We start from the raw sequence: 13,482 nt of genomic DNA on the forward strand, positions 1-13,482 counted from the left end.
TGAAGCTGAACCGGATGCTCGCTGAGATGGCGGCTCCGAGCGTGAAGCTGAACCGCCCCTAGCCCAATGCGGTACAGCAGCGAAGTACAGCAACCGCAGCAACCGGAACCGGCGATGAAAGTCCTTCATAGGACTTAGCGAAGCCTGCATGACCTCCAACGGCTTGCCTGCTTAGAGCTACGGATCAGAAGGTTGCAGGTTCGAATCCTGCCGAGTGCACATAGATCAAAGGCCCCGGAGTGATCCGGGGCCTTTGGCGTTTCCGGGGTGTGCAGCGGCGGGCAGCTGATCAAGGGCGGCCCGCACGTCAGCCTCCGGTGCTTCGGCGTACGCCTCAGTGCAGTTGTTCGGCCAGTCCGACGATGATTCCCTCCGGGCCGCGGAGGTAGCAGAGCAGGTAGCTGTCCTCGAAGCGGGCGAGTTCGCCGACGAGTTCGGCGCCGTGGGGGCGCAGGCGGGCCACTGTGTCCTTGATGTCGTCGACGGCGAACATGACGCGGTGCGTGCCCAGGATGTTGTGCGGCCGGTTGCGCGGCCCGTCGCTGATCACCTCGGGGCTGCGGTACTTCGACAGTTCGAGCCGGCTGTGGCCGTCCGGGGTCCGGAGCATCGCGATGTCGCAGTGGACGCCGTCGAGGCCGGTGCACTGGTCGGCGACGAGGCCCTCGACCTCCGCCCTGCCCTCCAGTTCCATACCGAGTTCCACGAAGAACGCGATGGCGGCGTCCATGTCCTCGACGACGATGCCGACGTTGTCCATCCGCTGAATCGCCATGCTGGTTTCTCCCTCTTCCTCGTGCGGCCGGGGCGGCCGCTGATGTCCCTGGGACGGAGCCGGTGGCACGTTCTCGACATCCGCGGACCGCCGGACCCCGAAAAATCTGGAGCGTGCCTCCCACGGAGGCTGGGCGGCGTTGTCAGTGGGGCGCGGCATGCTGGTCGTATGACGTGGTGGTGCACCGGGATGCGGTGGGGCGGGGGCGGGCCGGCGTTCGGGTGGACGGGGGACGGGGGCGAGCGGGAGAGCGGGGTGCGGTTCGGGGAGCCGGTGGCTTTCCGGGTCGGCGGGGCGCGGCGGTGCCTGGGGGTGTGGCGGGGTGGACGGCGGACGCCGTGTCCGGGGCGGGAGGCCGTGCCGGTGCGGGGGACGCGGGCGCAGTGCGGTGAGTGCGCGGGGATCGACCGGGCGCATTCCGTGGCCGCCGACACCGTCGCCGATGATCCGCGGCCGTACCACGTGTATCTGGCGTGGTTCGGGGACGGACTCGTGAAGGTGGGGATCACGGGCGTGGGGAGGGGGAGCGCGCGGCTGCTGGAGCAGGGTGCCGTTGCCTTTACGTGGCTGGGGCGGGGGCCTCTGATGGCGGCTCGGCGGGCCGAGGAGCTGTTGCGGGTGGCGCTGGGGGTGCCCGACCGGATTCCGTACGAGAGGAAGCGCGGCGTACGGGCGGGGCTCGCGGGTGCGGACGGGCGCGGTGCCGAGTTGGTGCGGGCGCACGCTGTTGCCGTGGGGCTCGGGGGCGGGTGGCCCGCATCGTTGGAGCGGCTGCCGTGCCGGGTCGTCGATCACGGGGAGGCGTTCGGGCTCGACGCGATCGACCGGGTGGACGCCGTGGTGAGCGGGCTCGCGGAGGGGGCCGTGGTGGCGGGCACCGTGGTCGCTGCCGCCGGGCCCGATCTGCATCTCGTCGAGCCGGCCGGGCGGTGGCTCGTGGTGGACACGCGGGTGCTGGCCGGGTGGCCGCTGGAGCGGGCGTCCATGGAGGCGGGCGGGGCGGGGTTCGTGGTGCGGGAGGTGCCGGGTGTGCAGGGCGGGCTGTTCTAGCCACCCGGTTGCTCCGGCCGGCTCCAGTCCGGCCGGGCCAAGTCGGCCCCCGCAGGGTTGTTCCAGCCGGCCCCGATCCCGTCGGCTCCAGCCGCCGCGCCTGGCATTCGCCCCGGTCGATCGACCGGATGGTCAAGTCTTCCTGCTCGTACGGCAAGGAGCGGGGGCACATGGTGGACAGGAGGGAGGGCTCGGGTGACCGTGGGGGCATGAGTGATCACGTTGGCGCGCCGGCCGCGCGGCCGTTGCCGCCCTTTGAACCGCCTTACTACGTCGTGGTGTTCAGCTCCGTCCGGACCTCGGTCGACCTGGGATACGGAGAGGCCACCGAGCGGCTGGACGAGTTGGTGCGGGAGGTTCCGGGGTACCTCGGGCACGAGGCCGCGCGGACGCCGGGCGGGCTCGGGATCACCGTTTCGTACTTCCGGGACGTCGCCGCCATCGAGCAGTGGCGGGCCGTCGGCGAGCACCGGGACGCGCAGCGGCGGGGCCGGGCCGAGTGGTACGAGCAGTACAGCGTGCACGTGGCCAGGGTGGAGCGGAGCCATGGGTTCGGGCATGCCTGACGCGGGTGAGGGCGAGGCGGGGCTCGTCGCCGGGTTTCTCGCGCGGCACCGGCTGCCCGGGCTCGTGGACGTGCACACCCACTTCATGCCGGAGCGGGTGCTGGACAAGGTGTGGGCGTACTTCGACGCTGCCGGGCCGCTGGTGGGGGCCGAGTGGCCGATCACGTACCGGCAGGAGGAGGGCCAACGGCTGGCTCTGCTGCGGGAGTTCGGGGTCGTGGCCTTCACCTCCATGGTGTATCCGCACAAGGCGGGGATGGCGGAGTGGCTGAACGGGTGGGCCGCCGACTTCGCCGCGCGGACCCCCGACTGCCTGCACACCGCCACCTTCTATCCCGAGCCGGGCGCGGAGGCGTACGTGCGGCGGGCGGTGGAGGCGGGGGCGCGCGTCTTCAAGGCGCATGTGCAGGTGGGCGCGTACGACCCGAACGATCCGCTGCTCGACCCGGTGTGGGGGCTGCTCGCCGAGGCCGGGCTGCCCGTCGTGACGCACTGCGGCTCGGGGCCCGCGCCGGGCAAGCACACCGGGCCCGAGCCGATGGCGCGGCTGCTCGCACGGCATCCGCGGCTGCCGCTCGTCGTCGCTCACATGGGGATGCCGGAGTACACCGACTTCATGGATCTGGCCGAGCGGTACGCGGAGGTTCGGCTCGACACGACGATGGCGTTCACGGACTTCAGTGAGGGGATGGCGCCGTTTCCCAAGGGCGAGTCGGGGCGGCTCGCCGATCTGGGGGACAGGGTGTTGCTGGGCAGCGACTTTCCCAACTTGCCCTATCCGTACGTGCATCAGCTGGAGTCGATCGAGCGGCTGGGGCTGGGGAGCGAGTGGGTGCGGGCCGTGTGTTACGGGAACGGCGCCGCGCTGTTTCTCAAGTGAGGTGTGTGTGACGGGAGTTGGGGTGGGTAGGTAGGGGCGCGGATACTCTGGTCCAGACCAACTACCCGGAGGTGTCGGTGTGTTGAGGCGTTGCGTGCTGTGGGTGGTGGCCGCCGTCGTCGGGCTGGTCGGTGCCGTCGTCGTACCCGGCTCGGCGACCGCCGCCGGGGACAAGGGCGCGCACGGGCGCTTCGTCGTCAGCGAGGCCCAGTTCGAGCGGATGTTCCCGCAGCGGGACTCCTTCTTCACGTACGAGGGCCTGGTCGAGGCCACCGAGGCGTACCCGCGCTTCGCGCACACCGGCGGCCGCGCGCTGCGGAAGCGGGAGGCCGCCGCCTTCCTCGCCAACGTCAGCCATGAGACGGGCGGCCTGTACTACGTCGTGGCCCAGAACAAGGAGACGTATCCGATCTTCTGCGACGAGACCCGGAGCTACGGGTGTCCGGCCGGCCACGACGCCTACTACGGGCGCGGCGCGATCATGCTCAGCTGGAACTTCAACTACAAGGCCGCCGGGGACGCGCTCGGCCTCGACCTGCTGCACAACCCGTGGCTGGTCGAGCGGGATCCGGCCGTGGCCTGGATGACCGCCCTCTGGTACTGGAACACCCAGACCGGTCCCGGGACCATGACCGGGCATGACGCCATGGTGAAGCGGGCCGGTTTCGGGGAGACGATCCGCAGTCTGAACGGGACCGCCGAATGCGATGGCGGGAACACCGCGCAGATGCGGCACCGCGTCGACCTGTACGTCTCCTTCGCCCGGGTGCTGCAGGTCCGGCCGGGGCGCGGACTGACCTGCTGAGAACCGCCTGTGTGTTTCTCAGGGAATTCACAGGTTCGAGAAAGGGTGCTCTCAGAGGCGCGTCGCAGGGTTGCAACATGACCGCGACCTCGCCCCAGGGGCGTACCGAACTGCTGAGGCCGGATGGGAGCCCCGTCCGGGTGCTTGTCGTGGACGACGAGCAGTCCATCACCGAACTGTTGTCCATGGCCCTGCGTTACGAAGGCTGGCAGATCCGTGCCGCCGGTGACGGGGCCGGAGCCGTGCAGACCGCGCGTGAATTCCGGCCCGACGCCGTCGTGCTCGACATGATGCTGCCCGACATGGACGGGCTGAGCGTGCTCGGGCGGCTCCGCCGCGAGCTGCCCGACGTGCCCGTTCTCTTCCTCACCGCGAAGGACGCCGTGGAGGACCGGATCGCCGGGCTCACCGCGGGCGGCGACGACTACGTCACCAAGCCGTTCAGTCTGGAGGAGGTCGTCGCGCGGCTGCGCGGGCTGATCCGCCGGACCGGCGCCGCCGACCGGCGCAGCGAGTCCGTACTCGCCGTGGGCGACCTGATGCTCGACGAGGACAGCCACGAGGTGTCGCGCGGCGGGGCCAACATTCACCTGACCGCGACCGAGTTCGAGCTGCTGCGCTTCCTGATGCGCAATCCGCGGCGCGTGCTCAGCAAGGCGCAGATCCTGGACCGCGTGTGGAGCTATGACTTCGGCGGGCAGGCCAATGTCGTCGAGCTGTACATCTCGTATCTGCGGCGGAAGATCGACGCGGGGCGTGAGCCGATGATTCATACGCGGCGCGGTGCCGGGTATCTGATCAAGCCCGCGGCTACGACGGTTTCGTGAAGCGGGCCCGCACCAGGACGCTGCGGACCCGGCTCGTCGTGTCCACAGTCGCCCTGATGGCCGTCGTCGCGTCCGTGATCGGCGTCGTGTCAGTGGTGTCGCTCCACTCGTACCTGTACAAGCAGCTCGACGTCCAGGTGCAGGGCATAGGGATGCGGGCCGCGGGCCCGAAGGGGCCCGTCCCCGGTGGCGTCGGCGGGCCCATGGGGCAGCAGACACCCGATGGCGATCTGGAGTTCGTCACGAGGGGATCCTCCGCGAACACCGTCGGTGCCCACGTCGACGACGGCGAGGCCACCGACGGCGTGATGAGCGTCGACAAGCAGTACTCGACCGGTGGCGCCGAGACCGGTACCAAGGACCTGTCCTCCGCTGTGCTGGAGGCACTGGACACCGTCCCCCAGGACAACGGCTACCACACCGTCGACCTGCCCGGACTCGGCAGCTACCGCGTCCAGTACGCCTCCGGGACCAACGGCGACTACTACGTCGGCCGCCCCACGGCCGAGGCCGACAGCATCGTCACCACGCTCATCGTCACCGAGTTGTGCGTCGCCGCCGCGGCCCTGGTGGCCGCCGGTGCGGCGGGGATCATCATCGTCGGCGTCAACCTCCGCCCCCTCCGCCGCGTCGCCGCGACAGCGACCCGCGTATCCGAGCTCCCCCTCCACAGCGGCGAAGTCACCCTGTATGAGCGGGTGCCGGATGCCGAGGCCGATCCGCGGACCGAGGTCGGGCAGGTGGGGGCCGCGCTCAACCGGATGCTCGATCATGTGCACGGCGCGCTCCAGTCGCGGCAGCAGAGCGAGATGCGGGTGCGGCAGTTCGTCGCGGATGCCAGCCATGAGCTGCGTACGCCGCTCGCCTCCATCCGGGGGTACGCCGAACTGACCCGGCGCGGTCGCGAGGAGACCGGGCCGGACACCCGGCACGCGCTCGGCCGCATCGAGTCGGAGGCGGACCGGATGACCGGCCTGGTCGAGGACCTGCTGCTGCTCGCCCGGCTCGACTCGGGCAGGCCCTTGTCGTACGAGCCGACGGACGTGTCGCCGCTGGTCGTGGACGCGCTCAGTGACGCCCGCGCCGCCGGGCAGGACCATGTCTGGCGGCTGGAACTGCCCGACGAACCGGCGACCGTGCTCGCGGACTCCGCGCGCCTGCACCAGGTCCTGGTCAACCTGCTGGCCAACGCGCGTACGCACACACCCCCGGGCACCACCGTCACCGCGCGCGTGCACCGGCACGGGCCCTGGGTCTGTCTCGACGTGCGGGACGACGGGCCCGGTATCCCCGCCGAGCTGCTGCCGCGGGTCTTCGAGAGGTTCGCGCGCGGTGACTCGTCGCGGTCGCGCAAGGCGGGTTCCACGGGCCTCGGGCTCGCCATCGTGCAGGCCGTCGCGGCCGCGCACGGGGGCGCCGTGACCGTCGACAGTGTGCCCGGCCGGACGGTGTTCACCGTGCATCTGCCTGCCCATTCCGAACCCGTCATGTACTCACAGGCGGGGCATAGCGTCACCACACAGCGCTAACAGGGCAGTTGGCGAATGTCGATGGCATGCGAACCGACTCTTCTGAAGGCCTCGGCCCCACCGCCGCGAGGTTCGGGGCGCTGCCGGCGCGGGAACACCTCCCCGCGGGCAGCGGCGTCGTCCCGATCCTGGACGTCGTCATCCCCGTCTACAACGAGGAGAAGGACCTCGGCGCGTGTGTCCGCAGACTCCACGACCACCTGATCCGCACCTTCCCCTACCGCTTCCGCATCACCATCGCGGACAACGCGTCCACGGACAGCACGCCCCAAGAGGCCGCCTGGCTGACCGCGGACCTGCCCGAGGTCCAGTACTTCCGGCTGGAGCAGAAGGGGCGCGGGCGGGCGCTGCGCACCGTGTGGTCGGCGTCCGACGCGCCGGTCCTCGCGTACATGGACGTGGACCTGTCCACCGATCTGAACGCGCTGCTCCCGCTCGTCGCCCCCCTCATCTCCGGCCACTCGGACCTGGCGATCGGCTCCCGGCTCGCCCGCAGCTCGCGGGTGGTGCGCGGACCGAAGCGCGAGTTCATCTCGCGGGCCTACAACCTGATCCTGCGCGGTTCGCTGCAGGCCCGCTTCTCCGACGCCCAGTGCGGCTTCAAGGCGATCCGGCGTGATGTCGCGCAGGTGCTGCTGCCGCTGGTGGAGGACACCGGCTGGTTCTTCGACACGGAGATGCTGGTGCTCGCCGAGCGCGCCGGGCTGCGTATCCACGAAGTGCCCGTCGACTGGGTCGACGACCCGAACTCGACCGTCCACATCGTGAAGACGGCGACCGAGGACCTGAAGGGCGTCTGGCGCGTCGGCAAGGCCCTCGCCACCGGCTCTCTCGCCCTCGACCGGCTCGCGCGCCCCTTCGGCGACGACCCGCGTGACCGCCAACTCCCGGGCGTACCCAAGGGATTGGCGCGCCAGCTGGTCGGCTTCTGTGTCGTCGGCGGCCTGTCGACGCTGCTGTACCTCCTGCTCTACTCCGGCTTCCGTACGTTCTCGGGGGCGCAGATCGCCAACGCGCTCGCCCTGCTCGTCTCCGCGGTCGCCAACACCTCCGCCAACCGGCGCCTGACCTTCGGCGTCCGCGGCCGCGACCGGGCCGTGCGCCACCAGGCCCAGGGCCTCGTCGTCTTCGGCATCGGACTCGCCCTGACCAGCGGCTCCCTCGCCGCGCTCAACGCGGCCTCCGGCGAGCCCGCGCACTCCACCGAGCTGGCCGTGCTCATCGCGGCCAACCTCGCGGCGACCGTGCTGCGCTTCCTGCTCTTCCGGGCCTGGGTCTTCCCCGACCAGGTCCCCGCGGCCCCGGCCCCCGCGGCCGCCCCGTCCCCTCAGGTTCCGCACGCCTGGGACGCCACCGTGCGGGTGCCCATGGCGGGCGCCGGCACGACCGACCCCGAACCCAGGGATCCCCGATGACCACAGACATCCGTCCGCACGACGCCGCTCCTGCGGCGCCTCCCGCAGCCTCGGGCCACAGCCGTCCGAAGGGCCGTTTCGTCCGGCGCGTATGGCGCGGCCGGCCCGAGGACGCGCGCTGGGTGCGCCCGGCCTTCCTCGGCCTGATGCTCGTCGTCGCCCTCGCCTACCTCTGGGACCTGTCGGCGTCCGGCTACGCCAACTCCTTCTACTCGGCGGCCGTCCAGGCGGGCAGCGAGAGCTGGAAGGCGATGTTCTTCGGCTCGTCCGACGCGGCGAACGCCATCACCGTCGACAAGCCCCCGGCCGCGCTCTGGCCCATGGCCCTGTCCGTACGCCTCTTCGGCCTGAGCTCCTGGGCGATCCTCGTCCCCGAGGTCCTGATGGGGCTGGCCACGGCCGGCATCCTGTACGCGGCCGTGCGCCGCCGCTTCAGCGCCGCCGCGGGTCTGATCACCATCGCGGTGTTCGCGACGACCCCGGTCGCCGCGCTGATGTTCCGGTTCAACAACCCGGACGCGCTCCTCGCGCTGCTCATGACCGGCACGGTCTACTGCGTGCTGCGCGCCATGGAACGGGCCCGCACGAAGTGGCTGGTCCTCGCGGGCGTGGCCGTCGGGCTCGCCTTCCTGACCAAGACGCTGCAGGCCTTCCTGATCCTGCCGCCGCTGGCCGTCCTCTACGCGGTCTTCGCGCCGGCCCGGCTGCGCAGGCGGCTCGGCCAGCTCGCCCTCGCCGGGCTCGCGATGATCGTCGCGGGCGGCTGGTGGGTGGCGATCGTGGAGCTGTGGCCCGCGTCCTCGCGCCCGTACATCGGCGGCTCCCAGAACAACTCGTTCCTTGAACTGACCTTCGGCTACAACGGCCTCGGCCGGATCAGCGGCGACGAGACCGGCTCCGTCGGAGGCGGCGGTGGCGGCGCGGGCGGCGGCACCTCGCAGTGGGGCGAGACCGGCATCGGCCGGATGTTCAACTCCGAGATCGGCAGCCAGATCTCGTGGCTGATCCCGGCCGCGCTGATCCTCTTCGTCGCGGGTGCGGTGCTGACCTGGAAGGCGAAGCGCACGGACACGGCGCGCGCCGCGTTCCTCGCGTGGGGCGGCTCGCTGCTCATGACCGGCCTGGTCTTCAGCTTCATGGCCGGCATCTTCCACCAGTACTACACGGTGGCCCTGGCCCCCTACATCGCGGCGCTGATCGGCATGGGCGCCACGGTCCTGTGGGAGGAGCGCTCGCGCGTCACGGCCTCCGCGACGCTGGGTGTCTCCGTCGCCGCCACGGCGGTATGGGCGTACGTGCTGCTCGGGCGGACGGCGGACTACCTGCCGTGGCTGCGCTGGGCGGTGCTCATCGGGGGCCTCGTGGCCGGACTCGCCCTGGCGTTCGTCGGCCGTCTCAACCGGCAACTCGCTCTCGGCGCGGCCGGGCTCGGCCTGGTGGCCTCACTCGCGGCGCCGACCGCGTACACCATCAGCACGCTGAACACCGGGCACACCGGGTCGATCGTGACGGCCGGTCCGTCCGGGGCGAGCATGATGGGCGGCGGCGGTCCCGGTGGGGGCGGCGGTGGCGGTCGCGGCGGCGGCCCGGGCGGAGGCGGCATGCAGCCGCCCGGCGGCCAGGGCCAGAAGCAGGGCGGTGGTTTCCCCGGCGGCGGGACGCCCGGCCAGAACCAGAAGCCGAGCCAGGGCACGGGTACCGGCAAGGCCCAGCAGCGGGTCGGCATGCCCGGCGGCATGGGCGAAGGCGGAGCCGGTGGTGGTGGCGGCATGGGCGGCCTGCTCAACGGCGCCGAGGTCAGCGCCAAGGCCAAGAAGCTCCTGGAGAAGAACGCCGACGACTACACCTGGGCGGCGGCCACGGTCGGTTCGCAGAACCAGGCGAGCTACCAGCTGGCCACCGGTGACCCGGTGATGGCGATCGGCGGCTTCAACGGCACGGACCCGTCGCCGACCCTGGCCCAGTTCAAGCAGTACGTCGAGGACGGCAAGATCCACTACTTCATCGGGAGCGGTTCCGGTGGCGGCATGGGCGGATCGAGCACCGGCTCGTCCTCCAAGATCACGTCGTGGGTGGAGGACAACTTCAAGAAGGTGACGGTCGGGAGCGCCACGTTCTATGACCTGACCCAGCCCAAGAGCTGATCTCTTCCCCCACCCCGCCCCTTCCCGGAATCGACGCTTCGCGTCACCGGGAGGGGCGGGGGTCTGCCGTTCTCCGTCTCACCGCCGGCGGGGGCCGGTCGCGCAGTCCCCCGCGCCCCTACCGGGGCAATGCGACCTCCGCGATCACCGGGCGATGGTCCGACGCCGCCGGTTCGTCCGGCACCGTGGCCGAGCGCACCCGGATCCCCTTCCCCACGGCCACGTAGTCGATCCGCCGCACCGGGACGTCGGCCGGGTACGTGCCGCCGGTGACCGGGCCCGCGTCCGTCAACTCCGTCCACAACGGCCCCAGTTCAGGCGCGGAGCGAGCCGCGTTGAAGTCCCCGAGCAGCACCTGCCGCGCCCCCGGGACGGAACTCCGCTCGGCCGCCATGATCCGTCGCGTGTCCGCGACCTGCGCGACCCGGACCGCCGGGTCCTGCCGGTAGTCGAGGTGTGTCACGAACACCTGCACCGGCACCCCGCGCACCTTCAGCGTGACCTCCCCGAACCCCGGGGCCGGGGCCGGCACGGGGTTCGGGTCCTGCGTGGACAGGCGGGTGATCTCGTGGTTCGCGGCGGCCCGGATCGGATACCGGGACAGCACGGCCACCCCGAACTCGCGTCGCGGCCCCCCGGCCTTCTCCGGATCGAGGCTGTAGATCGGCGCGAACGACACCCGCATCCCGAGTCTGCGCGCCAGCTCCCGGGCCACGTCGCGGTCCTGGCTGCGCGCGCCCCAGTGGACGTCGGCCTCCTGGAGGCCGATCACATCCGCGTGCAGCGCCCGTAGCGCCGCCGCCTGGCGGTCGAGATCGAAGACGTTGTCCATTCCGGACCCGGCGTGGATGTTGTACGAGGCGATCCGGAGGGGGACCGTGCCGTGCCGGCCGGACGCGGCGGAGGCGGGTGGCGCCACCGTCACGAGGATGCCCAACAGGGCTGCGGACAGGGCCGGATGAGGCAGTGCTCCAGTGCGCGTCGGCATGCCGGAACCGTATGCGGAAAACCTTGTTGTACACCGTAAGGCTAATCCCTTACGGTGTACAACCAAGCCGACCGACAGGGGGACGCATGACGGCCACGACCACCGACAACACCCCACCGCCCGCACCGGCCGGAGGCCATCCGCAGCGCTGGCTGATCCTCGGTGTCATCTGTCTGGCGCAGCTGACCGTGCTGCTCGACAACACCGTCCTGAACGTCGCGATCCCCTCCCTCACCGAGGAACTGCACGCGTCGACGTCCGACATCCAGTGGGTGATCAGCGCGTACTCGCTCGTGCAGTCGGGCCTGCTGCTCACCGCGGGCAGCACCGCGGACCGGTACGGGCGCAAGAAGATGCTCGCGGCGGGCCTCGTGCTGTTCGGGGCGGGCTCGCTCGTCGCCGGGCTCGCCGGGTCCACCGGGCAGCTGATCGCCGCCCGCGCGGGCATGGGTGTCGGCGGCGCGCTGCTGATGACCACCACGCTCGCCGTCGTCGTGCAGATCTTCGACGACACCGAGCGCGTGCGGGCGATCGGCCTGTGGGCCACGGTCAACTCGCTGGGCTTCGCCGTCGGCCCGCTGCTCGGCGGGGTCATGCTCGACCACTTCTGGTGGGGCGCGATCTTCCTCGTCAACATCCCGGTCGCGGTCATCGGGCTGATCGCCGTGCTGGTCCTCGTACCGGAGTCGAAGAACCCCCGGGGAGAGCGGCCCGACCTGCTCGGCGCGGTGCTCTCCACCATCGGCATGACCGGCGTCGTCTACGCGATCATCTCGGGGCCCGGCGACGGCTGGACCTCCGGGACCACGCCGGCCTCGGGGGCGATCGGCCTCGTCTTCATGGCCGCGTTCGTGACGTGGGAGCTGCGCATCCCGTACCCGATGCTGGACATGCACTTCTTCCGCAACCAGAAGTTCACGGGCGCGGTGGCCGGAGCCATCCTGGTCGCGTTCGGCATGGGCGGCTCGCTGTTCCTGCTCACCCAGCACCTCCAGTTCGTGCTCGGGTACGGGCCGCTGGAGGCGGGGCTGCGCACCGCGCCCCTCGCCCTCACCGTGGTCGCGCTCAACCTCACCGGTGTCGGCGCCCGCCTTCTGCCGAGGCTCGGTACGCCGCTGACCATCGGGTCCGGCATGACCTGCCTGGCGGCCGGGCTCGCGGCGATCGCGCTGCTCGGCGGGGACAGCTACGGCGGCATGCTGGCGGGGCTCGTCGTCATGGGCGCGGGCATCGCCCTCGCCATGCCGGCCATGGCCAACGCCATCATGAGCGCGATCCCGCCGGAGAAGGCGGGCGTGGGCGCGGGCGTCAACGGCACGCTCGCGGAGTTCGGCAACGGGCTCGGCGTGGCCGTCCTCGGCGCCGTCCTCAACGCCCGGTTCGCGGCGCTGGTCTCGGTCTCCGCGGCTTCGCTGCCGGCCGCGCTCGCGGCGGCGGAGTCGCGTGGGGAGAAGGCCCGGATCGCCGACGCGTTCTCCTCGGGGCTGGAGACCAGCCAGCTGGTCGGGGCCGTCGCCGTGCTCATCGGAGGACTCCTCGCCGCGGCGTTGTTGCGGCGGGCGGAGAGGGCAGACTCAGCGGTGGTGGCGTCCGCATAGCATCACGTGCGGGCGGACGGACGGATTCCACGGGGGTCCGTCCGCACCCGCGAACGAGGAACTCCTGGGAAGGTGCGCCATGGCGAAGGCAGCGCGGATGAGCGTCTGGCTTGAGGACTCCGAGGCCAAGGCCCCGCGCACCAGGCGCAGTGAGCAGCCCAGCGGCCTGGACCGGGAGAGGATCACCGAGGCCTCGGTGAAGCTGCTCGACGCGGAGGGGCTCGCCAAGTTCTCCATGCGGCGCCTCGCGGGCGAACTCGGGGTCACCGCGATGTCCGTGTACTGGTACGTCGACACCAAGGACGACCTCCTCGAACTCGCCCTGGACCGGGTCTTCGGCGAGCTGGAGGTGCCGGACCCGGAGACCGTCGACGCCGGTGACTGGCGGGTGCAGGTGCGCGAACTGGCGGCCACGTACCGGGCGGTGATCGTGCGGCACCCCTGGATCTCGCCCCAGATGGGCAACTACCTCAACATCGGCCCGAACTCGCTGCGCTTCTCGCGCGCGGTCCAGCGCGTCGTCGCCGCCACCGGGCTCTCGCTCCCCCGGCAGCGCGGCGCCATCGCGTCCGTCTTCCAGTTCGTCTACGGCTACGGCACCATCGAGGGCCACTTCCGCCGGCGGTGCGCCGAGGCGGGGCTGTCCCAGGACGACTACTTCCACGAGGCGATGTCGGCGTTCCGGGTGCCGGAGGAGATGGCCGAGGACTTCCGGCACGCCGAGCAGATGATGGCGGCGGTGGAGGACGGTCACTCGGTCGAGGAGATGCGCGACGCGGACTTCCAGGTCGCGCTCGACCTCCTGGTCGCGGGCATCGAGGCCCTGGTCGCCCAGGAGCCTTCGACGCCCTGACGTCAGTCCTGCTCGGCGAGGTGGGCCGGGAATCCGCCGGTGGCGATCGGGC

At 71.3% G+C, this 13,482-nt stretch carries 12 protein-coding genes; 10 read left to right on the forward strand and 2 right to left on the reverse strand.

Translation table 11 applies throughout. From position 1 onward, the window contains the following. Window positions 1-334 precede the first annotated feature (334 nt). A complete protein-coding gene (locus tag AB0J02_RS34755) occupies window positions 335-775 on the reverse strand; it encodes a VOC family protein (protein WP_363197837.1) in 441 nt (146 codons plus the stop codon). A 189-nt stretch (window positions 776-964) separates the two neighbouring features. On the opposite strand from AB0J02_RS34755, the gene AB0J02_RS34760 reads away from it, so the two are divergent. From AB0J02_RS34760 to AB0J02_RS34795, 8 genes are all read left to right on the forward strand, one after another. Further along, complete coding sequence (locus AB0J02_RS34760) at window positions 965-1,825, forward strand: DUF2797 domain-containing protein (protein ID WP_363197946.1); 861 nt, start codon at window positions 965-967, stop codon at window positions 1,823-1,825. A gap of 209 nt (window positions 1,826-2,034) precedes the next feature. Then, a complete protein-coding gene (locus AB0J02_RS34765) occupies window positions 2,035-2,391 on the forward strand; it encodes an antibiotic biosynthesis monooxygenase (RefSeq protein WP_363197838.1) in 357 nt (118 codons plus the stop codon). Beyond that, on the forward strand, window positions 2,384-3,271 hold the full coding sequence (locus tag AB0J02_RS34770; protein ID WP_363197839.1) for an amidohydrolase family protein: 888 nt from the start codon (window positions 2,384-2,386) through the stop codon (window positions 3,269-3,271). Before AB0J02_RS34765 ends, AB0J02_RS34770 begins: the two co-directional genes overlap by 8 nt. Window positions 3,272-3,353: 82 nt before the next feature. Beyond that, window positions 3,354-4,076 (forward strand): chitinase, encoded by a 723-nt coding sequence (locus AB0J02_RS34775; protein WP_363197947.1) that lies wholly within the window; start codon window positions 3,354-3,356, stop codon window positions 4,074-4,076. 77 nt (window positions 4,077-4,153) lie between these two features. Then, on the forward strand, window positions 4,154-4,903 hold the full coding sequence (locus AB0J02_RS34780; RefSeq protein ID WP_363197840.1) for a response regulator transcription factor: 750 nt from the start codon (window positions 4,154-4,156) through the stop codon (window positions 4,901-4,903). A gap of 56 nt (window positions 4,904-4,959) precedes the next feature. Next, window positions 4,960-6,432 (forward strand): ATP-binding protein, encoded by a 1,473-nt coding sequence (locus AB0J02_RS34785; RefSeq protein ID WP_363197948.1) that lies wholly within the window; start codon window positions 4,960-4,962, stop codon window positions 6,430-6,432. 26 nt (window positions 6,433-6,458) lie between these two features. Then, a complete protein-coding gene (locus AB0J02_RS34790) occupies window positions 6,459-7,847 on the forward strand; it encodes a bifunctional glycosyltransferase family 2/GtrA family protein (protein ID WP_363197841.1) in 1,389 nt (462 codons plus the stop codon). Continuing rightward, on the forward strand, window positions 7,844-9,991 hold the full coding sequence (locus AB0J02_RS34795; RefSeq protein ID WP_363197842.1) for a glycosyltransferase family 39 protein: 2,148 nt from the start codon (window positions 7,844-7,846) through the stop codon (window positions 9,989-9,991). Before AB0J02_RS34790 ends, AB0J02_RS34795 begins: the two co-directional genes overlap by 4 nt. A 118-nt stretch (window positions 9,992-10,109) precedes the next feature. On the opposite strand, the gene AB0J02_RS34800 is transcribed toward AB0J02_RS34795, so the two are convergent. Next, window positions 10,110-10,979, reverse strand: coding sequence for an endonuclease/exonuclease/phosphatase family protein (locus tag AB0J02_RS34800; RefSeq protein ID WP_363197843.1), 870 nt, complete (start codon window positions 10,977-10,979; stop codon window positions 10,110-10,112). 86 nt (window positions 10,980-11,065) lie between these two features. Here AB0J02_RS34800 and AB0J02_RS34805 point away from each other — a divergent pair, with 86 nt between their 5' ends. Both AB0J02_RS34805 and AB0J02_RS34810 read left to right on the forward strand, forming a co-directional pair. Then, window positions 11,066-12,577, forward strand: a complete 1,512-nt coding sequence (locus AB0J02_RS34805; RefSeq protein WP_363197844.1) for an MFS transporter — start codon at window positions 11,066-11,068, stop codon at window positions 12,575-12,577. 79 nt (window positions 12,578-12,656) lie between these two features. Continuing rightward, a complete protein-coding gene (locus tag AB0J02_RS34810; RefSeq protein ID WP_363197845.1) occupies window positions 12,657-13,430 on the forward strand; it encodes a TetR/AcrR family transcriptional regulator in 774 nt (257 codons plus the stop codon). Window positions 13,431-13,482: the final 52 nt, after the last annotated feature.

It is taken from the genome of Streptomyces sp. NPDC050264 (genome assembly GCF_040655895.1).
Taxonomy (GTDB): Bacteria; Actinomycetota; Actinomycetes; order Streptomycetales; family Streptomycetaceae; genus Streptomyces.

What these genes read in the sequence shown, in the direction of transcription:
- AB0J02_RS34800 (WP_363197843.1), bottom strand. Translation starts at nt 10,979, where the DNA reads ATGCCGACGCGCACTGGAGCACTGCCTCATCCGGCCCTGTCCGCAGCC.
- AB0J02_RS34785 (WP_363197948.1), top strand. Translation starts at nt 4,960, where the DNA reads ATGGCCGTCGTCGCGTCCGTGATCGGCGTCGTGTCAGTGGTGTCGCTC.
- AB0J02_RS34780 (WP_363197840.1), top strand. Translation starts at nt 4,154, where the DNA reads ATGACCGCGACCTCGCCCCAGGGGCGTACCGAACTGCTGAGGCCGGAT.
- AB0J02_RS34790 (WP_363197841.1), top strand. Translation starts at nt 6,459, where the DNA reads ATGCGAACCGACTCTTCTGAAGGCCTCGGCCCCACCGCCGCGAGGTTC.
- AB0J02_RS34765 (WP_363197838.1), top strand. Translation starts at nt 2,035, where the DNA reads ATGAGTGATCACGTTGGCGCGCCGGCCGCGCGGCCGTTGCCGCCCTTT.
- AB0J02_RS34760 (WP_363197946.1), top strand. Translation starts at nt 965, where the DNA reads ATGCGGTGGGGCGGGGGCGGGCCGGCGTTCGGGTGGACGGGGGACGGG.
- AB0J02_RS34755 (WP_363197837.1), bottom strand. Translation starts at nt 775, where the DNA reads ATGGCGATTCAGCGGATGGACAACGTCGGCATCGTCGTCGAGGACATG.
- AB0J02_RS34810 (WP_363197845.1), top strand. Translation starts at nt 12,657, where the DNA reads ATGGCGAAGGCAGCGCGGATGAGCGTCTGGCTTGAGGACTCCGAGGCC.
- AB0J02_RS34795 (WP_363197842.1), top strand. Translation starts at nt 7,844, where the DNA reads ATGACCACAGACATCCGTCCGCACGACGCCGCTCCTGCGGCGCCTCCC.
- AB0J02_RS34805 (WP_363197844.1), top strand. Translation starts at nt 11,066, where the DNA reads ATGACGGCCACGACCACCGACAACACCCCACCGCCCGCACCGGCCGGA.
- AB0J02_RS34770 (WP_363197839.1), top strand. Translation starts at nt 2,384, where the DNA reads ATGCCTGACGCGGGTGAGGGCGAGGCGGGGCTCGTCGCCGGGTTTCTC.